This is a genomic window from Paraburkholderia sp. BR10141, from assembly GCF_056155635.1.
In genome coordinates, this window is sequence record NZ_JBMIQH010000040.1 from 27,860 (window position 1) to 48,991 (window position 21,132).

Genomic DNA, 21,132 nt, shown 5'->3' on the forward strand with positions numbered 1-21,132 from the left:
GACTCGCGTTCGCTCGCGCCTACTGCGTGGCGCTGTGCGACGTCATGCGCGCATATAGCGCGTCGGCATCGATACGCTGCCCCGCGTCGCCGCCCGCGAGATCGATGCCGAAGCGTTCGCGCAGACAGTGCGCGAGTTCCGCTCCATTGGCGAGGTTACGCTCCTCGCTCACCTGGCCTTGCGCATCGCGCTCGGTAAAACGCTCGTTGAACAGGATCGCGCGGCCGCCTTCGCGCGCGATGCACGCGATCAGACTGAACGTGAAGAACGACTCGGGCGACGCCGACGTGTACCAGTTCGCCACTTCGTAATCGACCCACTCGGCAGGCGTCAATTCGAAGCGATAGAGATCGAACCACTTCTCGCCATCGTGCAATTGCAGCTTGCGCTCGTTCGCCGACAACGTCACGAGCCGCGCCGGTTCGTGCGGCGTCGGCTGTTCCGCATCGGTCGAGAACGAGAGCGGCGCGCGCAGCGTCGCGGCACCGAAGCCGCCGTCGACGAGCCAGGTATCGCCCTGCGCCTCCACGCGCAGCAGCATATGCGTGCGCGGCGTGCGCGCGCCGGGCTCACGACCGTACAGCACACGTGCGGCGAGCGGGGTGACCGTAAAACCCAGTTGCATGAGCACGTGCGCGAGCAAGGTGTTGTGCTCGAAGCAGTAGCCGCCGCGCCGCTTCGTCACGAGTTTCGCGACGATGTCCGGGAGCTTGATCGATACGTGCCGTCCCGCCAGCGGATCGAGATTCTCGAAAGGAATGGCAAGCGGGTGCAGACGCTGGAGTTCGCGCAGGACGGCGAGTGTCGCGGTGCGTGGACCGTCGTAGCCGATGCGGGCGAAGTACGCGTCGAGATCGAGTTCGTTGCCTGGGGAAATGTCGGTCATGGAGCCAGCTTGTCTTGAAGTTTGTGCGGCAAAACATGCGTACGCACACGCGATGATAAGCGACTTCATTCGCCTGACTGATTCATCAAACGCTAACGATCTGTAATCTGTAAATACACAAATGAAAGCACTTCGCAAGAAATCCTGTGATCCTGCGTAAAACAGGCGTAAGACGGTTGCGAATCATTCTCGTTTTTGTTGACGCTCGCATTTACTGTTAGTACGATGGCGCCGTCTGGAGATGTCGGGTATTCAGCGGCTTGCGAATAACAAACGCCAACGCGATCAATCAAGCGAACATTTCAATAAGTAAGGAATACGATGGAATTGACCCGAACCGTCCGCGTGCCTGCGCTCGCCTGCTCGCGCAGCGCAGCGCCGGGCCGCCCGGCGCGTCGGCGCGCACCGGCGTGGCGCGCCATTGCCGTGCTTGCCGCGAGCGTGACTTTCGCGAGCGGAGCCGCACGCGCCCAAAGCAACGCGAACCCCGACGCCGCGCCAGAAGCGCCGGAAGCCGACCTCGCCATTCAGGCGCAGCCGTCGAACTTCTGGACGGGCTTCTGGACGCGCCAGAACATGCTCGGCGACATGGGCGGCTTGCGGCCGTGGCTCGGCAAATACGGGGTGACGTTCCAGCTCACGGAGACGAGCGAGTACCTCGCGAACCTGCGCGGCGGCCTCAAGACCGGCGGCGCGTACGACGGCCTCACAACGGCAACGGTTCAGGTCGACACGAGCAAGGCGCTCGGCATTCCGGGCGGCCTCTTCAACGTGAGCGCCCTGCAGATCCACGGCACCAACCTGAGCACGTCGAACCTCGGCACGCTGAACACGGCGAGCGGCATCGAAGCGACGCCGACCACGCGCCTGTGGGAGCTGTGGTACCAGCAATCGTTCTTCAACAAGCGCCTCGACGTGAAGATCGGTCAGCAGAGTCTCGACCAGGAATTCATCGTGAGCCAGTACGGGGCGCTCTTCATCAACACGATGTTCGGCTGGCCGGCGCTGCCTTCGTACGACATGCCCTCGGGCGGTCCCGCCTATCCGCTCGCCGGTCTCGGCGTGCGCGTGCGCGGGCAGATCACACCTTCGTTGACGGCACTCGCAGGCGTGTTCTCAGGCGACCCGCTCGGCAACGATCCGAACAACCTTAGTGGTACGAACTTCAATCTGCGCAACGGCACGTTGTGGATCGGCGAGCTGCAGTACGCCATCAACCAGCCGTCCGAAGGCGAGCTGGTCAGTGCGGACAATCACGGCCTGCCCGGCACCTACAAGGTTGGCTTCTGGTACAACACCAACTCGTTTGCCGACCAGCGTTTCGACAACACGGGCCTTTCGCTCGCGAATCCGGCTTCGACCGGCATCCCGGCGCAGCACCAGGGCAACTACAGCTTCTATGCGGTGGCCGACCAGATGATCTGGCGTCCCGATCCGGACGAGCCGCGCAGCATCGGCGTATTCGCGCGCGTGATGGGCGCGCCCGGCGACCGCAATCTCGTGAGCCTCGCGGCCAACCTCGGCATCGTCATGAAGGCGCCGTTCAAGGGACGCGATAACGACAGCGTGGGCCTTGCCGCCACCTACATCAAGGTCGGCAACAACGTGCACAACCTCGACCTCGACCAGCAGATGTTTACTGGCGGTCCGTACGGCGTGCGCACGCAGGAAACCGCGCTCGAAGCCACCTATCAGTATCAGGTCACGCCGTGGTGGATTCTCCAGGCTGACGCGCAATACACGTTCAACGCAGGCGCCGGCCAGAATCCGCAGGATCCGACCGCGCCGCTGCGCAATACGTTCGTGATCGGCGTGCGGACCAACATCACGTTCTAAGCCCACGCAAGCGCAACCGACCCATGTTCAACCCCAAGTCCTCGCGTTTTCCTGCCGGCGTGCGCGCCGGCCGCGCGAGGCACGGAGATTCAGTATGAAACACGCTACGCGCACGCTCCTGCAACGCACGGCCCACGCGGTCCGCTCCGCGCTCGCGCTTGCCGCCGCGGCGGCGCTCGCCGGCGCGCCGCTCGCCGCTCACGCTGACCCGCAGGGCCTGCTCGAGACCGTCAAGCATCACACCACGCTCATCAACACCGTGCCCGACAACGGCGACCAGAACCCGTATGCGATCTTCGTCGCGCCGGTTTCCTCCGGCGCGGTGAAAGAAGGCGACGTGCTGGTCGACAACTTCAACAACGCGGCCAACCTGCAGGGCACCGGCAGCACGATCATCGACTATCACCCTGACACGAAGCAGATGTCGCTGTTCGCGACGATTCCGCGCGATCTCAAGGAGTGCCCGGGCGGCGTCGGCCTTTCGACCGCGATGACGATGCTCAAGTCGGGCTGGGTCATCGTGGGTAGCACGCCGAGCAACGACGGCACGACCGGCACCAAGGGCGCGGGCTGCATGATCGTGCTCGACAGCAGCGGCAAGATTGCCAAGGTCATCAGCAGTCCCAACATCAATGACCCGTGGGGCAACATGGCCGTGGTCGACAACGGCGACCACGCCACGCTGTTCGTGAGCAATGCGGGCTTCGGCGTCGGCGGCGCGGACGGCAATCCGCCCGTGTTCAAGCAGGCCACGGTGCTGCGGCTCGACCTCGACATCCCGAGCGGCCAGGCGCCGGTCCTGAAGAGCGAAACCGTGGTGGCGAGCGGCTTCGGCGCGCAGGCGGACAAGGGCGTTTTCCTCGTCGGCCCGACCGGCCTCGCGCTTTCGGCGGACAACAAGCTGCTCTATGTGTCCGACGCGATCGGCAACCGCATCAACGTAATCGAAGACCCGCTCACGCGCGACACGAGCGCGGGCGTGGGCCGCCAACTGACCGCCGACGGCCTGCTGCACCGTCCGCTCGCCATGATCACCACGCCGCAGGGCCACCTGCTCGTGACGAATGCCTTGAACGGCCAGGTCGTCGAGATCGACCCGGCCGCGGCAAAGCAGCTGTACGCGCGCTGGATCGATACGGACAAGGCGCAAACGCCTCCGGGCAACGGCGATCTTTTCGGCATCGCGCTGACCCCGGCAGGCGACGGCTTCTACTACGTGGAAGACGACGTGAACACTCTCGTGCTGGCTAAATAATCATGTCCTCCGACGATACCCCTAACCAACCATCGCGCCCCGCGCGTCGCGGCTTCCTGAAAGCCGGCGCTGCGCTCGGCGCGAGCCTCGGCGCAGGCGCGGCCACGAGCGGCCTCGCCCAGGCCGCCGAGGCAAAGCATCACGCGATGCCCGCCGACCCGATGCTCGCCGTCGAGCCGTTCTACGGCGAGCACCAGGGCGGCATCGTGACGCCGCAGCAGGCGCACACGTATGTCGCGGCCTTCGACCTCACGACGACCTCGCGCGACGACGTCATCAACCTGCTGCGCAAGTGGACCGAGTCTGCGGCGCGCATGAGCCAGGCGCAGCCCGCTGCCGCGCTCGACTACACCGGCGACGACCACCCCGCGGCCGACTCCGGCGACGTGCTGGGCCTCGGCCCGGCGGGCCTCACGGTCACCTTCGGCTTCGGCCCCGGTCTCTTCACGTCGCAGGACAAGGATCGCTACGGTCTCGCGCGCAAGCGCCCCGCCGCACTCGTCGACCTGCCGCGCTTCAACGGCGACCAGCTGATCGCGCAAAAAACCGGCGGCGATCTCTTCGTGCAGGCGTGCGCCAACGATGCGCAAGTCGCTTTCCACGCGGTGCGCCAGCTCGCGCGCCAGGGCTACGGCATCCTGACGATGCGCTGGGGCCAGGCGGGCTTTCTCTCGGGCCCGCGCGCGCAAACGCCGCGCAACCTCATGGGCTTCAAGGACGGCACGAACAACCCGCCGACCACGGACCCGAAGGCGATGAACCAGTTCGTCTGGGCCACCGCCGCCGACGCGCCCTGGATGCAGGGCGGCACCTATACCGTGGTGCGCCGCATCCGCATCACGCTGGAGCACTGGGACCAGATGGAACTGGGCTTCCAGGAGCAGGTGTTCGGCCGCCACAAATACAGCGGCGCGCCTCTCGGCCAGATGAAGGAGTTCGACAACGTCGATCTCGAGGCGCAAGACAAGGACGGCAATCCGCAGATTCCCGAGAACTCGCACGTGCGTCTCTCGAATCGCGCGTCGAACAACGGCGCGCAGATCCTGCGCCGCTCGTACTCGTACAACGACAGCACGGACTTCTACATCGAGCGCTGGCCGCCGTGGCGCCAGGAAACCGAATATGACGCGGGCCTCATCTTCATTGCCCACCAGGGCGACCCGCGTACGGGCTTCATTCCGATCAACGAAAAGCTCGCGAAGTTCGACATGATGAACCAGTTCACGACGCACGTGGGCAGCGCGATCTTCGCGTGCCCGCCCGGCGCGAAGGCGGGCTCGTTCATCGGCGCGGAGCTGTTCAGCGCCTGAGATCGCTTTAGATCAATCGATAACAACGGACAACGAAGCAATATGAAATTTTCCATGATGCGCGCGCCGCTGCGCGCCGCCACCCTCTCGCTCGCGCTTGCCGGCATGCTGCCGCTCGCCGCGCACGCGGCCTCGATCACGCTCTACAACGCACAGCACGAGCAGGTCGTGAACCAGCTTGCGAAAGACTTCCAGCAGCAGACCGGCATCGACGTGAAGATCCGCAGCGGCGAAGGCCCGGCGCTCGCGGCGCAGCTCGTCGCCGAAGGCGAGAAGACGCCCGCTGACGTCTACTTCACGGAAAACTCGCCTGAACTGATGCTGCTGGAAGAAAAGGGTCTGCTCGCCCCCGTGCAGAAAGCGACGCTGGCGGTCGTGCCCGAACGCTTCAACTCGCCGCAAGGGCAATGGGTGGGCGTGACCGCGCGCGAGAACGTGCTCGCGTACAACACGGCCAAGGTGCAGCCCGCGCAATTGCCGAAGTCGATTTTCGATCTCGCCAAACCCGAATGGAAGGGCAAGGTCGGCATCGCGCCGAGCGACGCCGACTTCCTGCCGCTCGTCGACGCCGTGCTCGCCGTGAAGGGCGAGGCCGCCACGCTCGAATGGCTCAAGGGTCTCAAGACCAACTCGCAGATCTTCGACGACGACGAAGGCGTGGTCGCTGCCGTGAATCGCGGCGCGGTCGCCACCGGCATCATCAACAACTACTACTGGGACCGCCTGCACGCGCAGATCGGCGACAAGAAGACGCAAAGCGCCGTCGCGCACTTCGCCGATGGCGACGTGGGCGCGCTCGTCAATGTTTCGGGTGCCGCCGTGATGAAGTCCGCGCACAATGTGGACGGGGCACAGAAGTTCCTCGCCTACCTCGTGAGCGAGCGCGCGCAGAAGCTGATGGCGCAGGACCACATCAGCTACGAGTACCCGCTGCGTCCCGGCGTGGCGAGCGACCCCATCAACAAGCCGTTCGAGCAGCTGAAGCCGCCCGCGCTGACCATCCAGCAGCTCGGCGACGACAGCCAGGCGGGCAAGCTGCTGCGTCAGGCTGGCCTGCTGTAATCGTCATGGAGTACGAAGCAATATCGTGAGCGAAGCAGTGACGACGGCGCAAGCCGTGCCAAAGTCTCATCAAGTCGATGTCGCGGGGGTCCCGCCCCTGCGCGCGCGGCGGCGTGCGCCGCGAGCGCTCTTCGCCGCCGCCGCGCTCGGCCCGCTGCTGGTGCTGCTGCCGCTCGCGCTGACGTTCTGGCGCGCGCTGTCCTTTGGTCTGGCCGACGCCGCCGAACTGATCTTCCGGCCGCTGGTTGGCGAGTTGCTCGTCAACACGCTCTCGATTACCGTTTCGGCCACGCTCGCCTGTGCTGTGCTCGGCACCGCGGTGGCGTGGCTCGTCGAGCGTACTGACGTGCCGGGGCGGCGCGCCTGGGCGCTCCTCGCCGCCGCGCCGCTCGCCATGCCCGCGTTCGTCACGAGCTACGCGTGGGTCTCGCTGAGCCTCGATTTGCAGGACTTCCTCGGCGCGTTCATCGTCATCACGACGGCCTACTTCCCGCTCGTCTATTTGCCCGTGGCCGCCGCGCTGCGCGGCCTCGATCCCGCACTCGAAGAATCGGCGCGCGCGCTCGGCTGCAACCGCTGGGCTGTTTTCGTGCGCGTCGTGCTGCCGCAACTGCGTCCCGCGCTGTTCGGCTCGATGCTGCTCGTCGCGCTTGGCGTGCTCTCCGAATTCGGCGCATTCACACTGCTGCGCTTTCGCACGTTCACCACCGAAATCTACGCGGAATACCGCACGAGCTTCGATGGCGGCGGCGCCTCGCTGCTGGCCTGCGTGCTGATCCTGCTCTGCCTCGTGTGCCTCGTGCTCGAGTTCCGCGTGCGCGGACGCGCGCGCTACGAGCGCGTGGATCGCGGCGCGCGCCGCGTGAGCGTGCGCCATGCGCTCGGCCGCTGGCGCTGGCCTATGGCGGCGGGTTTCGTCGCGCTCAATGTGGCGACGCTAGGCGTGCCGCTCGCGATGATCGGCTACTGGCTCACGCAGCCCGGCGCCGCCGCCATCACGCCCGCCGATGTCTCGCCTGAGTTGCTGGTTTCGACCACGTTCGCCTCGCTGCGCCTCGGACTCACGGCCGCGTTTTTCACCACGCTGCTCGCGCTGCCGCTCGCGTATTTGCTCGCGCGCCATCCCGGCCGCGCCGCCACGTTTCTCGAACGCACGGCCTTCATCGCGCAGGGCGTGCCCGGTCTCGTCATTGCGCTTGCCATCGTTTCCCTCGCGGTGCGCGCGCTCGAACCGCTCTACCAGGGCACCACGCTGCTGATTACGGCGTACGCGATCCTCTGTCTGCCGCTGGCTCTCGTTAGTGTGCGCGCGGCGCTCCTGCAAGCACAGCAGCGCCTCGAAGATACGGCGCGCGCGCTCGGCCTGGGATGGTTCGCAACGTTGCGCCGCGTCGTGCTGCCGCTCGCGGGTCCCGGCCTCGGCGCGGCGGCCTCGATGGTATTCATCTCGGTGGTCACCGAACTGAACGCCACGCTGCTGCTCGCGCCCATCGGCACGCACACGCTCGCCACGCAGGTCTGGACCGACACCTCGACGCTCGCCTTCGCGGCCGCCGCGCCCTATGCCGCGCTCCTCACCGCACTTTCGCTCGCCGCTTCGGGTCTGCTGTTCGCGTTTGCGGGCCGCTCCGCGCTCGCGGGCCATGCAACGGTCAATATGCCGGTCGATACGATCAACGCGCCGCCCGACGACGCCTGAGCCTCAGTTAGCCCGAAAGTTAGCCCCAAGTTAGCCCATGAGCACACTTCGCATTTCCGGCCTGAAAAAGGCCTTCGACGGCCATCCGGTCCTGCACGGCATCGATCTTTCCGTGCGCTCGGGTTCGCTCGTCGCGCTACTCGGGCCGTCGGGCAGCGGCAAGACCACGCTGCTGCGCGTGCTGTGCGGCTTCGAACGCGCCGACGCCGGCACGATCGAGATCGACGGCCGCCGCGTCGCCGCAGACCGGCTGCATCTGCCGACCGAGCAACGTCATATCGGCTACGTGCCGCAAGAGGGTGCGCTCTTTCCGCACCTCACGGTTGCCGAGAACATCGTGTTCGGCCTGCCGCGTGCGCAGCGGCGCACGCAGCATCGCGTGGCCGAATTGCTCGAACTCGTCGGTCTTCCGGAATCCTATGCTTTGCGCGCGCCGCAACAGCTCTCGGGTGGCCAGCAGCAGCGCGTGGCGCTCGCTCGCGCGCTCGCGCCCTCGCCCGGCCTCGTGATGCTTGACGAACCATTCTCGTCGCTCGACGCCGCGCTGCGCGTCGAAACGCGCGAAGCCGTGGCGCGCGCGCTCGCCGCCGCCGGCGCGACCGCCGTGCTCGTCACGCACGACCAGGCCGAGGCGCTCTCGCTCGGCCACGAGGTCGCCGTGCTGTGGCGCGGCAAGCTGCTGCAGAGCGGGCCGCCGCAAACGCTGTATCGCCGCCCGGCCACGCGCGAACTCGCGGCCTTCATCGGCGAGGCGGTGCTACTACGGGGAACGGTGGCCAACGGGCGGGCGCATTGCGTGCTCGGCGCGCTGCCGATCCAGCCAGACCAGCATGCGGCAGAAGGCGCCGTGGATGTGCTGCTGCGCCCCGAGCAGATCGACGTGCTCCCCGAAACCGACCAGCGCGACGGCGCGCTCGAAGCGGTGGTGCAGGCCATCACCTTCCAGGGCCAGGACGCCGCGCTCACGCTGCAATTGATCGATGCGCACGCAACGGTCCGAGCGCGCGTGCCCGGCTATCGCACGCCGCGCGAAGGCGAGCGCGTGCGGCTCGCGGTGGGCGGAGAAGTGAGCGTCTATCCGCGCTGACGCGGCACCGAAAGGTCCTGCACCATCTGCTGCGCGAGGTAGTCGCAAGTCGGCCGGTTCGATTTGACACTGCGCGCCACCACGATTTCCAGTGGCTCGATCTTCGGCAGACCCTGCGCCTCGCCGAGGATCGCGAAGCGCGCCGGCACGCTGCAGCGCGTGAGCGCGACGATCGCAATGCCCGCCTCCACCGTCGCCGTCAAACCCATCAAGCTCGCACTGCTATATGCAGCGCGGTAGCGGATGTGCGCGCCGTCGAGCGCCGCCACGGTATGCGCGCGCGCCACGCTGCCATGCTCGTAGAGCCCCACCGGCAACGGCGACATGGCAAGCGGTGCGGGATCGGTGGCGGACCCCACCCAGACCATCTCCTCGGCGCGCACGAACTCGCCGCGCATCTTGCGGTCACGCGTGACGAACGCGATGTCGATCTTGTTGTCCGCCAGCATCGGCCCGAGCGCGACGCTCTGCGCACAGACGATCTCGATCTCCACATGCGGATAAAGCGTCGAGAAGCGCCGCAACACCGGTGACAGCAGCGACGCCATATAGTCGTCAGGCGCGCCGAGCACCACGCGCCCCGTCACCTCGGGCCGCACCAGCGCCGCCCACGCCTCCTCCTGCAGATCGAGCGCGCGCCGCGCATATTCGAGCAGCGTGTTGCCCGGGCGCGTGAGCGCGAGATTGCGCGTATCGCGCGTAAATAGCGTGGTGCCCAGCATCTGCTCGAGCCGCTTGACCTGCATGCTCACCGCCGCCTGCGATCGATGCACGGCCACGGCACCCTTCGTGAAGCTGCCCGCATCCGCGACGGCGGCGAAGGTGCGTAGCAAATCGATGTCGAATTCGGGGTTCATACGCTGGCTGGCCGGGTCGCGGCCTATTCATAAGCTGCGTTGATGGAATTCTTCAATTTAATTCGTTTGCCCGCGCCCCGCAACCGGCGAATACTTACCCTGTCTCCAACCCCTTTCGATCCCCCCGCTCCGGCCATGCAATCCGAACATCACGGCAACCGTCAGCAAGGCGTCTTCATGCTCGCGGGCGGCGGCCTCCTGATGGGCACGATCGGCGTGTTCGTCGAGGAGGCGCATCTCGGCGCCCTCACGCTCGTGTTCTTCCGCTGCTTTTTCGGCATGCTCGCGCTCGCCGGGTACTGCGCGTACAAGGGCTGGCTCTCGCCGCGGCAGTTCACGCGCCGCACGCTCGCGCTCGCGGTGATTTCAGGCGTGCTGATGGTCACGCAGTGGGTGGCTTTCTTCGACGCGATCCATCGCACGAGCATTGCCGTTTCGACGGTCGTGTTCCATGTGCAGCCGTTCTGGGTCGTGCTGATGGGCGCGGCGATCTTTCATGAGCGGCTCGGCGCCGACCGGCTGGGCTGGATCGGCATCGCATTCGTGGGGCTCGTGCTCGCTTCCGGCGTGCTCGCCGAAGCCCATGTGGCCGATCGCACGAGCTACATGATCGGCATTGGCGAGTCGCTGGGCGGTTCGGTGCTCTATGCAAGCGTCACACTGATCGCCAAGAGCCTGCGCAACTTTCGCCCGCATCTGCTCACGCTGACGCAATGCGTGGTGGGCTCCGTGTGCCTGCCGCTCATCGCGCCATTTTTTGCGCCGCTCGAACTCGTGCATATCTCGGCCACGCAATGGGGCTGGCTCGTGGGCATGGGGGTGCTGCACACGGGGCTATCGTACGTGCTGATCTACGGCGCGCTGCCGATGTTGACCACGCCCGTGATCGCCGTGCTGCTGTTCGTATATCCGCTCACTGCGATCGCCGTCGATGCGATCGTCTACGGTCGCGCACTGAGTGTGCCGCAGCTTGCGGGCATGGCGCTGATCGTGGCGGCGAGCCTCGGGGTCAATCTCGGCTGGCGCCTGTTGCCGCCGAGGCTCGTGAAGGCGCGGCGCTAACCAACGCGCCGCATATCGGGCTCATGAAGGCAGCGTTTGACCCTTCGTTTCCGGCGCGAACGGAATGATCAGAAGCCCGAGAACGAAGGCCAGCGCCGTGAGCGCCACCGGCACGCCGAGCGTATGCATACGCAGCACGGCCGCGCCAAGCAGGAAGTTCACGCCCGCGCCCACGAAGCGGCCAAACGACGTGCAGAACGCGAACGCCGTAGCACGCACACGCGTTTCGAACTGTTCGGGCAGCCACAGGCTGAACAGCGCGAAGTTGCCGCCGAAGAAACCCAGCACGAAGAGCAGCGCGATGAACGGCACGAGCCCGTTCTGCAGGTAGAACGCCCAGCCGAAGCTCGCCGCGATCGTCACGGCCATGCCAGCGAAATAGACGGCAAGCGTCCACCTGCGGCCGATGCGCTCGGCCATGGGCGGCAGTGCGAGACAACCCAGAATCGTGCCGATCGACAGGATGCCCGTGGCGATAGAAGCCGTGCGGATCGCCTCGGACTTGTTCGCGCCCGCCTTCGTCGCCAGCTGGATCACGGCGGACGGCTCATAAACCGCGCCTGCCCACAACCCGATGATCGCGATGGTCAGCAGCGCGCACGCCACCACGGTGCGCAGGCGGTAGACATCGCCGAAGATTTCACGCAGCGGGTGGCCGCGGTGCACATGGCTCGCCTCCGACTTCTGCCACTTGGCCGGCTCCTCCACACGCGTGAGCACGAGAATGGCCACCACCACCGGCACCGCACCCGTGAGGAACATGGCGCGCCAGCCGAAGTGCACGCCGACCGTGTAATTGAGCGCGGCCGCAATGAAGAAGCCCGCGTAGTACCCGGTCTGCAGATAGCCCGCGCCCATCTTGCGACGGTCTTCGGGCCACGATTCGGCCACGTAAGTGCCCGCGAGCGCCCACTCCCCGCCGATGCCCACGCCCGCGAGAAAGCGATAGATGCCGAGCGACCAGACGCTCTGCGCGGTAGCCGAAAGTCCCGTGAAGATCGCAAACATGAAGATAGTGCCGGCCAGCACGCGCGTGCGCCCGAAGCGGTCCGCAAGCGGCCCCCAGATGAAGGACAGCCCCCAGCCCACGAGGAAGAGCGCGAACAGGATCGAGCCGGCAAGCCCGATGTTCGCCGCACTCGCCTCATAGCCCGAGCGCGGCAGCAGCTCCGTGAGCGCGGGCGTGAGCACGAGTGCGTAGATGAACGAGTCCATCCCGTCGAGCGTCCAGCCTGCCCAGGCGCCCCAGAAACCGGCGATCTGCGACCGGTTGAGCGGTGTCTTGGTGCGAGTTCGCCGTGCGGACTCGGTGATCGAATTCATGATGCTCCTCTCTCCATTGATGCCTCGCCAGCCCACGCAGCAAGATGCGCACGCACGCCGCGAAACGCGGAAATGCAGGCCGCGGCAGTGCCGGCCCTCTTCAGGAACTCCCTGTAAGCCCCCGTTCTTCTTACCCGTCTATAGTGAATCTGGTGTTTCAGCGTTGCGGGTTTTCGAGGCTTTCGCCTTGGTCGTTTTATATATAATATTTGATCTCATGAGCGACGCAACGAATGGTTTTCCCCTGGAAGGCGCGGCAGCGCCTCGCACCAGCACCTCGCGCATGATCGCCGACGCCCTGCGCAGCGCGATCGTCGAGGGCAAGCTCGCGCCCAATGCGCCGCTGCGCCAGGACGCGATCGCGCGGCATTTCTCGGTCAGCGCGATCCCCGTGCGCGAGGCGCTGCGCCAGCTCGCGAGCGAAGGCTGGGCGAAGATCGAGGTAAACAAGGGCGCGAGCGTGGCCTCGCTCTCCGCCGACGAAGCGCGCGAGATCTACGAGATCCGCTCCGCGCTCGAAAGCCTCGCGCTCGGCCTCGCCATTCCGAATCACACGAGCGCCACGCTGCGCGAAGTGACCGCGCTGGCCGCCGCCGCGAAACGCGAACGCGATCCGTCGCTCTATGTCGCGCGCAACGAGGCCTTCCACATGAACCTCTACGCGCCCGCCGGCCGCCCGCAGCTCATGGAGATGCTCACCGCCCTGCATCGCCGCGGCGAACGCTATCTGCGCCTGAAATTCGGCTTTCCCGAATACAAGGGCGAATCCGATAGTGAGCACGCCGAAATTCTCGCCGCCGTGAAGCGCGGCGATGTGCTCACCGCGCAAAAGCTCGTGGCCGAGCACCTGCTCGGCACGGGCGAACTCATCTACCGTTTCCTGACCGAGCGCGCCGCGCTGCCTGCAGTGGCAACTTCAGTGCCACCTTCGGTGCAAACCGCCGCCGCAAAACCGCGCGCCGCCTCTTCCCGCTCACGGAGCCGAACTGCCGATGAAGCCTCAAGCTGATACGCCAACCTCGCCTGACCTCGCGCCGCGTTCGTGGACCACGCGCCGCGACGACAAGGCCCGCCGCCTCGCCGCCGTGTCGGGCTGGCTCGAAGACGGCGTCCTGCCCGCCTCGCGCATGACCGATGCGCTCGAACTGCTGATCCGCCCGGGCGACCGCGTCGCGCTCGAAGGCGACAACCAGAAGCAGGCCGACTTCCTCTCGCGCTCGCTGGCCAAGGCCGATCCGGCCAAGGTCAACAACGTTCACCTGCTCATTTCGAGCATCAGCCGCCCCGAGCATCTGACGCTGTTCGAGCGCGGCATCGCGCACCGCGTGGACTTCGCGTTCGCGGGGCCGCAGAGCCTGCGCGTCGCGCAACTGCTCGAAGACGGCCAGCTCGAAGTGGGCGCGATCCATACCTATGTCGAGCTGTACGCACGCATGTTCGTCGACCTGATTCCCCAGGTCGCGCTGCTGTGCGCGGAGAAAGCCGACCGCCACGGCAATCTCTACACCGGCCCGAACACCGAAGACACGCCGACCATCGCCGAGGCCGCCGCGTTCAGCCAGGGCATCGTGATCGTTCAGGTCAACGAAATTGTCGATGAACTGCCGCGCGTGGACATTCCCGGCTCGTGGGTCGACGTGGTCGTGCAGGCCGACCGCCCGTTCGCGGTCGAGCCGCTCTTTACGCGCGATCCGCGCCACATCGGCGACTTGCAGGTGCTCACCGCGATGATGGTCATCAAGGGCATTTACGCGCCCTATGGAATCGCCGCGCTCAATCACGGTATCGGCTTCGACACCGCCGCGATCGAATTGCTGCTCCCCACGTACGGCGAATCGCTGGGCCTCAGGGGCAAGATCTGCCGCAACTGGACGCTCAATCCGCACCCCACGCTGATTCCCGCCATCGAATCGGGCTGGGTGGAAAGCGTGCATTGCTTCGGCAGCGAAGTGGGCATGGAAGCCTATATCGCCGCGCGGCCCGATGTGTTCTTCACGGGCAGCGACGGCAGCCTGCGCTCGAACCGCGTGCTGTGCCAGCTCGCGGGGCAATACGCCGTGGATCTCTTCATCGGCTCGACGCTGCAGATCGACGCGGACGCGAATTCGTCCACCGTCACGCGCGGCCGGCTCGCGGGCTTTGGCGGCGCGCCGAACATGGGCCACGATCCGCGTGGTCGGCGCCATGCGAGCGAAGCATGGCTCAAGCTGCTCAAGGACAACGGCCCGGTTTCGCGCGGCCACAAGCTCGTTGTGCAACTGGCGGAAACGTGGAAGAAAGGCGGCGAGCCGACCTTCGTCGACGAACTCGACGCCATCGCCGTGGGCCAGAAGAGCGGCATGCCTGTCGCGCCCGTGATGATCTATGGCGACGACGTGAGCCATGTCGTGACCGAAGAAGGCATTGCGCACCTGCATCGCGCAGAGGGCATCGACGAGCGCCGCGCCGCGCTCGCGGCCGTGGCGGGCGTGACGCCGATCGGCCTGCGCGCCCAGCAGCTGAAAACCGACGAACTGCGCCGCCGCGGCATCGTGCAGTTCCCCGAGGATCTCGGCATTTTGCGCGGCGAGGCCAAGCGCTCGCTGCTCGCGGCACGCAGCATCGACGATCTGGTGACGTGGTCGGGCGGGCTCTATACGCCGCCGGCCCGATTCCGTAGCTGGTAAGCGCGATGCGTACGCTTCCTCTTACGGTGCTTGCCGAGGGCTCGGCGGGTCTCGCGCGGCGGCTCCCGTGCGCCAGCGACTCGCGGCCGTCCTCCTGCGACGCGCAGCTCGCCCGCTTCGCCCGCGACGCGCTGATCGAAGAGGCGCGCCTCACGCCCAAGCCCGCGCTCGTGGACGCACGCGGTAGCGGCGCACACAGCGATCTCGATCTCGCGACGATGCTGCGCTCGGCGCATGCGCTCGAACCCACGTTCGAAGCGCTCGCGCGCGCTTCGCGCCGGGCCGCGCCCGGCACCGCGCTGCGCACCGATCTCGCACGCATCGGCCGTGCCGGCGAAGCCGCGATGATGCGCGCGACGCAAGGCAGCAACGCGCATCGCGGCGCGATCTGGATTGTCGGTCTGCTGGTGGCGGGCGCGGCGATCGTGCATACGCCGCAAAGCAGCGACAGCGAATTTGCCCACGCGGCGCACATCTGTGAAACGGCTGCGCAGATCGCGCGCTTCGACGACCTGCTCGCGCAGCCCGTGCAAAGCAACGGCGAGCGCGTGCGTCAGCGCTACAACGTAGGCGGTGCGCGCAGCGAAGCGCAAGAGGGTTTTCCGCATGTCGTGCGCGTGGGCCTGCCCGCACTGCACGCCGCGCGCGCGCGAGGCCACGACGAAGCCCACGCGCGCGTGGACGCCTTGCTCGCGATCATGGCCTCGCTCGACGACACCTGCGTGCTGCATCGCGCGGGGCTCGCCGGGCGCGAGGCCGCTCGAGCGGGCGCGCAGCGCGTACGGGACGCGGGCGGCCTTGCCACGCAAGCCGGCCGCGCCGCGTTCGATGCGCTCGAACGCGCGTTGCTCGCACTCAACGCATCGCCGGGTGGCGCGGCCGATCTGCTTGCCGCGACGCTTTTCATCGACAGACTGGTTCAGCACCGCATGGGCGGGAGGACGGTTTCATGGAACAACTGACATTCGACTATCCGGCGCAACGCGCCGTGACGACGCGCGCCCACGTGGGCGTGGTGGGCTCGGGCGATCTCGAAGTGCTGCTGCAGCCCGCGAGCGACATGCAGGCACGCGTGGTCGTGCATACGAGCGTGGACGGCTATAGCCACATCTGGAAGAGCGTGCTCGACCGCTTCTTCACGCGCTACGACGGCGCGGCGCTCATCGAGATCAACGACTTCGGCGCCACGCCCGGCGTGGTGGCGCTCCGTCTCGCGGAAGCCGTGGAAGCCGCGCAGGAGACGCAGTCATGAGCAGCACGAATCAACCGATGCCCGGCGCGCTGCTGCGCGAGAGCTTCATCGAATTGAGCGCGCGCGAACGCGCGGCCGCCGTGCTGGACGCGGGCACGTTCCGCGAACTTCTTGGGCCCTTCGACCGTATCGAATCGCCGTGGCTGCCGTTGCAGGGCATCGTCTGCCAGGCCGACGACGGCGCAGTGATCGCGCGCGGCACCATCGACGGGCAGCCCGCTGTCATAGCCGCGATCGAATCGGCATTCCAGGGCGGCAGCATCGGCGAAGTGTCGGGCAGCAAGATCGCCGCCGCACTCGAACTGGCGTTCGCCGACTGCGAGCGCGGCAAGATCGTGCGGCCCGTCATCCTGTTCGAAACCGGTGGCGTGCGTTTGCAGGAGGCCAATCTCGGCCTCGCTGTGATTGCGGAGATCCAGTCGGCCATCGTAGCGTTGCGCGCGCATGTGCCCGTGGTCGGCGTGATCGCGGGCATGGTGGGTTGTTTTGGCGGCATGTCGCTCGCGGCGGCCCTGTGTTCGACGCTCGTGATGACGAAGCAAGGCCGCCTCGGCATGAATGGCCCTGAGGTGATCGAGCAGGAAGCCGGCATCGAGGAACTCGATTCGAGCGATCGCCGTCAGGTGTGGCAATTGATCGGCGGCGAGCAGCGCGCGCAAACAGGTTTCGCCGATGCGCTCGTCGAAGACGCCGTGGACGACGTGCGCGCCGCCGTGCGCGCGGCGTTTGCACAAGGCGCGCCCCACACGCCGCGCTCGGCGGATGTGGATGCCACGCTCGCGAAACTCGCGCAGATCGATCCCGCCAGCGTCACCCCAGAAACGATGCGTGCGGTGTTCACCGCTTCGCCCCTGAACCTGCGCGGAGAAAACGCATGAACGACACGACGACGAGCCGCGGCGTACGCTGGCTGCGCGCCCTCGCGGGCGTAGACACACAAGGCGCGTGCGTGCAATATGCCGACGCGCCGCTCGACGACGAGACCGCGCGCTTCATCACTGTCGCACCCGATCCCGCGAACCGCTTTCCGCGTGCGCGCGACAACGTGGTGGGCCTCGAACAGGGCTGGCGTCTCGCGAAGGCGGTGCGCGAAGCGATTGCCGAGGACGCCGCGAGCGGCAAGCGCCGCCCCATCATTGCGATCGTCGATGTGAAGAGCCAGGCCTACGGCTATCGCGAGGAAATGCTCGGCATTCACCTCGCCTGCGCCTCGGCCGTGGACGCCTACGCGAGCGCGCGGCTCGCGGGGCATCCCGTAGTGGCGCTGATCGTCGGGCCCGCCATGTCGGGCGCGTTCCTCGCGCACGGCTATCAGGCCAACCGCATCGTCGCGCTCGACGCGCCCGGCACGATGGTCCACGCCATGGGCAAGGAAGCGGCGGCGCGGGTCACGCGGCGCAGCGTCGAGGACCTCGACGAGTTGGGCGAAAAGATCGTGCCGATGTCGTATTCGATGGCTCCGTTCGCGAAGCTCGGTCTGCTCGACGAACTGATCGAAGGCGTCGATGCCGACGCGCCGAGCGATGCGCAGATTGCACGCGTGCGCGATGTGCTCGCACAGAGGGTGCGGGAAGCACGCGGCGACAAGAGCGGCCTCGCGCATCGTCTGCAAGGCGCGTCGGCGCAGCGTACGCGTGCGGCATCGATCGAGGTGCGCAAGCGTCTGGCGCAACAGTGGGACGCTAGCTGATGCGCGTGTGCGCCGCCCCGCCGTTCGCTGCCGATGCGCCGCGCGTGGACGACTCGCGCTGGCGCGCGCACGACCTGCTGCGCATCGCGCGCCACACCCCATCAGGCGACGAGCCGGATTGGGTACGCGGCGCGCTTGCGCGCGCGCCCTGGGTGGTCGTGCGGCGCACGTGCGCGGCGGCGGGTTTCGTGGCTGTGGGCGTGCGCGGCAGCGTACGTTCGGAGCGCTTCGGCACCTGGCTCAATACTGAGGATATCGAATCATCTGCCAGTCCGGAGGATCTGCTCGGCGTTGAGCCGCTTCGCGCACGCCGCGCACTGCCTGCGTTCATCGCGCTTGCTACCCTGCGCACGGGCGCCTCGCCATTGCGCAGTTACGTTTGGGGGCCAACGGGCAGCGCCGGCTTCGAGCTCGCCACGGGCGTACCCACCCTCACCGCATCGAGCGATCTCGACATCCTGATTCGCCTGCCGCAACGCGTCTCACGCGCGGCGATCGAGTCGCTTGCGCAGACGCTCGCGCAAGCCGCCAGCCGCGCAGGCACACGCATCGACGCGCAACTCGAAACGCCCGCAGGCGGTGTCGCGCTCGCCGAACTCGCGGCGCCCAAGCCGCGCGTGCTGGCACGCGCTTCCAGCGGCGCGCGACTCGTCGCCGACCCGTGGCAAGCCGCATGACGCTCGCCCTGCTCTTTCCGGGTCAGGGCGCGCAAAACGCCGGCTTCCTCCACAGGCTGCCGCAACACGACGCCGTGCGGGCGACGCTCGACGAGGCGTCGGCGGCACTCGGCTTCGACGTCCTCACCCTCGATAGCGACGACGCCTTACGCTCCACGATTGCCGTTCAGATCGGCCTCGTGGTCGCGGGCGTGGCCGTGGCGCGTGCGCTCGCGCACGAAGGACTCGCGCCGCAATTCAGCGCAGGGCTTTCCGTGGGCGCCTATGCGGCCGCGGTAAGCTGCGAGGCGCTGGCGTTTGGCGACGCACTGCGGATGGTGCGCAAACGCGCCGAGTTGATGGAAAACGCGTGGCCCTCGGGCTATGGCCTCGCGGCCGTCGCGGGGCTGAGCGAAACGCAGGTCGAAACGCTCGCCGATGCGCATGCGAGCGAAGGCGGCGAGCGAGTGTACGTGGCGAACGTCAACGCGCCGCGCCAGATCGTCGTGGCCGGCGCCGACGGCGCGCTCGAAGCCTTTGCGGCCCGCGCGCTCGAAGCTGGTGCGCGCAAGGCACAACGGCTCGCAGTGGCCGTTCCTTCGCATTGCGAACTATTAGCCGATGCCGCCGATGCGCTCACCGAGTGGGCGCGCGACATACCGTTTCGTACGCCGCGCAGCGTCTACGTCGACAATCGCGGCGGCCGGCCCCTCTACACCGCCGACGCCGTCCGCGCCGATCTCGCCACCAATATGCGCTACACGGTGCGCTGGTACGACGCGCTCACCGTCATGATCGAGTCGGGCGCAAGCGTGCTGGTCGAAGCGCCGCCCGGCCAGGTGCTCACGGACATCGCGCGCGAGCACTATTCCGAGGTGAGCGCGCTCGCGGGCTCGAGTTTGCCGCTGGAGCGTCTCGTCGCAATCGTGCGGCGCCGGCTCGGCCAGGACGGCTGATCGCTGCGCAAATGCCGAGTTGGCGTTTATGCGCATAAATTCTTATTTTATTTTTAGTGCGCAGCCACTCGCGCGAGCGTAGTCCGCGCACTGAACATCGGCGATTTAATACCCTTCCACAGCGATCTAGACGTCTATTTCCGCAAACCCGGCGTGACCACGCGAAACGTGAGGTTCACGCGTTCGCCGCTCACGGCGGGCTCCTTCGGCACGCGATGCCGCCATTGCGCCTGGGTCTTGGCCTGCATCACGAGCAGGCTGCCACTCGTCATCTGAAAAGAACGCACCACGCCCGTCGCGTTGTGGCGCAAGTCGAAGCGCCGCGTCGCACCGAGGCTCAGCGAGGCAATCACCGGCTCGGGGCCGAGTTCGGGTTCGTGGTCCGCGTGCCAGCCCATGCTGTCCGTTCCCGTGCGGTAACGGTTGAGCAGCACGCTGTTGAAGCGAACGCCGCAAAGCGCAGAGATGGCGTCGCGCAGCTCGGCTACCTGGCTCGTCCACGGCTGCGGGATGTTTCGGATGCCTGAATAGACGTACACCGCGCCTTCGTCGCCCTGCCAGGCCGTGAGGCGCGGCTGGTCCACCCAGCCGCCGGGCGTGCGAATACGTTCCTGGCGCCAGTCGGCCTCGGCGATGATGCGCGCGAGCGCGTCGGCGGCCGCCTCTGGCGCGAGCCATGCCGGATGCCATGCCACGTCAGGGGCAGGCGTATCGTCGAAAAGATCGAACATCGGGAGTGCTTCTATCGAGCGAGAAAGCACACAGTTTCGCATGGCGCGGACCCGGCCGCCGCCCGCCCTCGCCTCCCGCAGGATTGCGAATCAACAGAAACGACAAACAGGCGATTCAGGTGAGCAGTGCGATGTAGAACACCGCCGCGCCGATGAGCGCGCCGACGAAGCAGAAGCCTTCGGCGGGTTCGTCGGTGGTGCGGGATCGCAGCCAGGCGCCCAGCACGCCGAACATGCCCGCAATACCGAGCGCGACGAACACCATCACGACATCGAACAACGCGCTTCGGCCAATTTCGAGAATGTCGATGTTCTTGACCGCGATATACAGCGCGATGGCCATGATCGACAGAACGACCATCGGCAGCATGACATGGCTGCCCTCGTGCCCGACGTGACGACCATGCAAACCCTCATGCAGCCCATGTGCGACCGGCCGGATTCCTTTCATGATCCGTCTCCCCCAGAGCGCCCGAAACCACGCGGGCCTCATTTCGAGCATAGTCCATCGCAAGGGCCGATTCAATGGACGTTTAATAGAGTGCGCTCGGCCCCAACGAGAACATAGTGCGACGGGTGCGATCGCGCTGGCAATCCAGGGAAATGCCGCACTGCCACAGTCGGGGGGCGGGAAAGCGTCAAGGCCCACGCATACACGCATGCATGTATGTCGATGCACGAGAGGTAAAGCCGTCGATGATGCATCGCGGCGCGCAAACCCCAATCCGCCGCCATCTATCGGCACGAAGTCTGCTGCGCCGGTAAAATGCAACGCAGCCTACCTCTACTGCCCGGTCGGCCGGG

20 protein-coding genes are annotated in these 21,132 nt (G+C 66.8%); 15 read left to right on the forward strand and 5 right to left on the reverse strand.

All coding sequences use genetic code 11. The features are described 5' to 3' along the window. Nucleotides 1-19: 19 nt before the first annotated feature. On the reverse strand, nucleotides 20-886 hold the full coding sequence (locus tag ACOJB8_RS34870; RefSeq protein WP_475016725.1) for an arylamine N-acetyltransferase family protein: 867 nt from the start codon (nucleotides 884-886) through the stop codon (nucleotides 20-22). A gap of 321 nt (nucleotides 887-1,207) precedes the next feature. On the opposite strand from ACOJB8_RS34870, the gene ACOJB8_RS34875 reads away from it, so the two are divergent. From ACOJB8_RS34875 to ACOJB8_RS34900, 6 genes are all read left to right on the forward strand, one after another. Next, nucleotides 1,208-2,722, forward strand: coding sequence for a carbohydrate porin (locus ACOJB8_RS34875; protein WP_069268727.1), 1,515 nt, complete (start codon nucleotides 1,208-1,210; stop codon nucleotides 2,720-2,722). Nucleotides 2,723-2,816: 94 nt separating this feature from the next. Beyond that, nucleotides 2,817-3,977 carry an NHL repeat-containing protein gene (locus tag ACOJB8_RS34880; protein WP_475016728.1) on the forward strand — a complete coding sequence of 387 codons (1,161 nt, stop codon included), beginning with the start codon at nucleotides 2,817-2,819 and terminating at the stop codon, nucleotides 3,975-3,977. A gap of 2 nt (nucleotides 3,978-3,979) precedes the next feature. Further along, a complete protein-coding gene (gene efeB / locus ACOJB8_RS34885; protein ID WP_475016730.1) occupies nucleotides 3,980-5,287 on the forward strand; it encodes an iron uptake transporter deferrochelatase/peroxidase subunit in 1,308 nt (435 codons plus the stop codon). A gap of 42 nt (nucleotides 5,288-5,329) precedes the next feature. Further along, nucleotides 5,330-6,349, forward strand: coding sequence for an iron ABC transporter substrate-binding protein (locus ACOJB8_RS34890; protein ID WP_475016732.1), 1,020 nt, complete (start codon nucleotides 5,330-5,332; stop codon nucleotides 6,347-6,349). A 55-nt stretch (nucleotides 6,350-6,404) separates the two neighbouring features. Next, the gene (locus tag ACOJB8_RS34895; RefSeq protein ID WP_342950265.1) at nucleotides 6,405-8,048 is read left to right on the forward strand and encodes an ABC transporter permease; all 1,644 of its coding nucleotides are present in this window, start codon (nucleotides 6,405-6,407) and stop codon (nucleotides 8,046-8,048) included. Between the two features lie 37 nt (nucleotides 8,049-8,085). Then, entirely contained in the window at nucleotides 8,086-9,135 is a 1,050-nt protein-coding gene (locus ACOJB8_RS34900) for an ABC transporter ATP-binding protein (protein WP_475016734.1), read from the forward strand. Here ACOJB8_RS34900 and ACOJB8_RS34905 read toward each other — a convergent pair. Continuing rightward, nucleotides 9,123-9,992 carry a LysR family transcriptional regulator gene (locus tag ACOJB8_RS34905; RefSeq protein ID WP_069268722.1) on the reverse strand — a complete coding sequence of 290 codons (870 nt, stop codon included), beginning with the start codon at nucleotides 9,990-9,992 and terminating at the stop codon, nucleotides 9,123-9,125. The genes ACOJB8_RS34900 and ACOJB8_RS34905 overlap by 13 nt on opposite strands. A gap of 135 nt (nucleotides 9,993-10,127) precedes the next feature. On the opposite strand from ACOJB8_RS34905, the gene ACOJB8_RS34910 reads away from it, so the two are divergent. After that, nucleotides 10,128-11,054, forward strand: a complete 927-nt coding sequence (locus ACOJB8_RS34910; protein ID WP_475016736.1) for a DMT family transporter — start codon at nucleotides 10,128-10,130, stop codon at nucleotides 11,052-11,054. Between the two features lie 21 nt (nucleotides 11,055-11,075). Here the strand turns inward: ACOJB8_RS34910 and ACOJB8_RS34915 are convergent, their stop codons facing one another. After that, nucleotides 11,076-12,377, reverse strand: a complete 1,302-nt coding sequence (locus ACOJB8_RS34915) for an MFS transporter (protein WP_069268720.1) — start codon at nucleotides 12,375-12,377, stop codon at nucleotides 11,076-11,078. A 217-nt stretch (nucleotides 12,378-12,594) separates the two neighbouring features. Between ACOJB8_RS34915 and ACOJB8_RS34920 the strand changes: the two genes are divergently transcribed. The 8 genes from ACOJB8_RS34920 to mdcH are packed head-to-tail and all read left to right on the forward strand — an operon-like array spanning nucleotide 12,595 to nucleotide 19,597. Beyond that, entirely contained in the window at nucleotides 12,595-13,386 is a 792-nt protein-coding gene (locus tag ACOJB8_RS34920) for a GntR family transcriptional regulator (protein ID WP_342950240.1), read from the forward strand. Then, complete coding sequence (gene mdcA / locus ACOJB8_RS34925) at nucleotides 13,370-15,043, forward strand: malonate decarboxylase subunit alpha (protein ID WP_342950239.1); 1,674 nt, start codon at nucleotides 13,370-13,372, stop codon at nucleotides 15,041-15,043. The genes ACOJB8_RS34920 and mdcA overlap by 17 nt, the downstream gene beginning before the upstream one ends. Before the next feature lie 5 nt (nucleotides 15,044-15,048). Beyond that, nucleotides 15,049-16,005, forward strand: a complete 957-nt coding sequence (locus ACOJB8_RS34930) for a triphosphoribosyl-dephospho-CoA synthase (protein ID WP_342950238.1) — start codon at nucleotides 15,049-15,051, stop codon at nucleotides 16,003-16,005. Next, the gene (locus tag ACOJB8_RS34935; protein WP_342950237.1) at nucleotides 15,993-16,295 is read left to right on the forward strand and encodes a malonate decarboxylase subunit delta; all 303 of its coding nucleotides are present in this window, start codon (nucleotides 15,993-15,995) and stop codon (nucleotides 16,293-16,295) included. The genes ACOJB8_RS34930 and ACOJB8_RS34935 overlap by 13 nt, the downstream gene beginning before the upstream one ends. Beyond that, on the forward strand, nucleotides 16,292-17,173 hold the full coding sequence (locus ACOJB8_RS34940) for a biotin-independent malonate decarboxylase subunit beta (protein WP_342950236.1): 882 nt from the start codon (nucleotides 16,292-16,294) through the stop codon (nucleotides 17,171-17,173). The genes ACOJB8_RS34935 and ACOJB8_RS34940 overlap by 4 nt, the downstream gene beginning before the upstream one ends. Beyond that, nucleotides 17,170-17,985 (forward strand): biotin-independent malonate decarboxylase subunit gamma, encoded by an 816-nt coding sequence (gene mdcE / locus ACOJB8_RS34945; protein ID WP_475016740.1) that lies wholly within the window; start codon nucleotides 17,170-17,172, stop codon nucleotides 17,983-17,985. Before ACOJB8_RS34940 ends, mdcE begins: the two co-directional genes overlap by 4 nt. Next, complete coding sequence (locus ACOJB8_RS34950; RefSeq protein WP_475016742.1) at nucleotides 17,985-18,662, forward strand: malonate decarboxylase holo-ACP synthase; 678 nt, start codon at nucleotides 17,985-17,987, stop codon at nucleotides 18,660-18,662. Before mdcE ends, ACOJB8_RS34950 begins: the two co-directional genes overlap by 1 nt. Further along, complete coding sequence (gene mdcH / locus ACOJB8_RS34955) at nucleotides 18,659-19,597, forward strand: malonate decarboxylase subunit epsilon (protein ID WP_475016744.1); 939 nt, start codon at nucleotides 18,659-18,661, stop codon at nucleotides 19,595-19,597. Before ACOJB8_RS34950 ends, mdcH begins: the two co-directional genes overlap by 4 nt. 134 nt (nucleotides 19,598-19,731) lie before the next feature. Here the strand turns inward: mdcH and ACOJB8_RS34960 are convergent, their stop codons facing one another. Both ACOJB8_RS34960 and ACOJB8_RS34965 read right to left on the reverse strand, forming a co-directional pair. Continuing rightward, nucleotides 19,732-20,328, reverse strand: a complete 597-nt coding sequence (locus tag ACOJB8_RS34960; protein ID WP_475016746.1) for an alpha-ketoglutarate-dependent dioxygenase AlkB family protein — start codon at nucleotides 20,326-20,328, stop codon at nucleotides 19,732-19,734. Between the two features lie 115 nt (nucleotides 20,329-20,443). Next, nucleotides 20,444-20,779, reverse strand: coding sequence for a hypothetical protein (locus tag ACOJB8_RS34965; RefSeq protein WP_069268713.1), 336 nt, complete (start codon nucleotides 20,777-20,779; stop codon nucleotides 20,444-20,446). Between the last annotated feature and the right edge of the window lie 353 nt (nucleotides 20,780-21,132).

Excerpts from the sequence above, each read along its gene's own strand:
- ACOJB8_RS34880 (WP_475016728.1), top strand. The coding sequence starts at position 2,817 with ATGAAACACGCTACGCGCACGCTCCTGCAACGCACGGCCCACGCGGTC.
- ACOJB8_RS34900 (WP_475016734.1), top strand. The coding sequence starts at position 8,086 with ATGAGCACACTTCGCATTTCCGGCCTGAAAAAGGCCTTCGACGGCCAT.
- efeB (WP_475016730.1), top strand. The coding sequence starts at position 3,980 with ATGTCCTCCGACGATACCCCTAACCAACCATCGCGCCCCGCGCGTCGC.
- ACOJB8_RS34905 (WP_069268722.1), bottom strand. The coding sequence starts at position 9,992 with ATGAACCCCGAATTCGACATCGATTTGCTACGCACCTTCGCCGCCGTC.
- ACOJB8_RS34940 (WP_342950236.1), top strand. The coding sequence starts at position 16,292 with ATGAGCAGCACGAATCAACCGATGCCCGGCGCGCTGCTGCGCGAGAGC.
- mdcA (WP_342950239.1), top strand. The coding sequence starts at position 13,370 with ATGAAGCCTCAAGCTGATACGCCAACCTCGCCTGACCTCGCGCCGCGT.
- mdcE (WP_475016740.1), top strand. The coding sequence starts at position 17,170 with ATGAACGACACGACGACGAGCCGCGGCGTACGCTGGCTGCGCGCCCTC.
- ACOJB8_RS34935 (WP_342950237.1), top strand. The coding sequence starts at position 15,993 with ATGGAACAACTGACATTCGACTATCCGGCGCAACGCGCCGTGACGACG.
- ACOJB8_RS34950 (WP_475016742.1), top strand. The coding sequence starts at position 17,985 with ATGCGCGTGTGCGCCGCCCCGCCGTTCGCTGCCGATGCGCCGCGCGTG.
- ACOJB8_RS34870 (WP_475016725.1), bottom strand. The coding sequence starts at position 886 with ATGACCGACATTTCCCCAGGCAACGAACTCGATCTCGACGCGTACTTC.
- ACOJB8_RS34915 (WP_069268720.1), bottom strand. The coding sequence starts at position 12,377 with ATGAATTCGATCACCGAGTCCGCACGGCGAACTCGCACCAAGACACCG.
- ACOJB8_RS34960 (WP_475016746.1), bottom strand. The coding sequence starts at position 20,328 with ATGTTCGATCTTTTCGACGATACGCCTGCCCCTGACGTGGCATGGCAT.
- ACOJB8_RS34930 (WP_342950238.1), top strand. The coding sequence starts at position 15,049 with ATGCGTACGCTTCCTCTTACGGTGCTTGCCGAGGGCTCGGCGGGTCTC.
- ACOJB8_RS34920 (WP_342950240.1), top strand. The coding sequence starts at position 12,595 with ATGAGCGACGCAACGAATGGTTTTCCCCTGGAAGGCGCGGCAGCGCCT.
- ACOJB8_RS34965 (WP_069268713.1), bottom strand. The coding sequence starts at position 20,779 with ATGAAAGGAATCCGGCCGGTCGCACATGGGCTGCATGAGGGTTTGCAT.
- ACOJB8_RS34910 (WP_475016736.1), top strand. The coding sequence starts at position 10,128 with ATGCAATCCGAACATCACGGCAACCGTCAGCAAGGCGTCTTCATGCTC.
- ACOJB8_RS34875 (WP_069268727.1), top strand. The coding sequence starts at position 1,208 with ATGGAATTGACCCGAACCGTCCGCGTGCCTGCGCTCGCCTGCTCGCGC.
- ACOJB8_RS34890 (WP_475016732.1), top strand. The coding sequence starts at position 5,330 with ATGAAATTTTCCATGATGCGCGCGCCGCTGCGCGCCGCCACCCTCTCG.
- mdcH (WP_475016744.1), top strand. The coding sequence starts at position 18,659 with ATGACGCTCGCCCTGCTCTTTCCGGGTCAGGGCGCGCAAAACGCCGGC.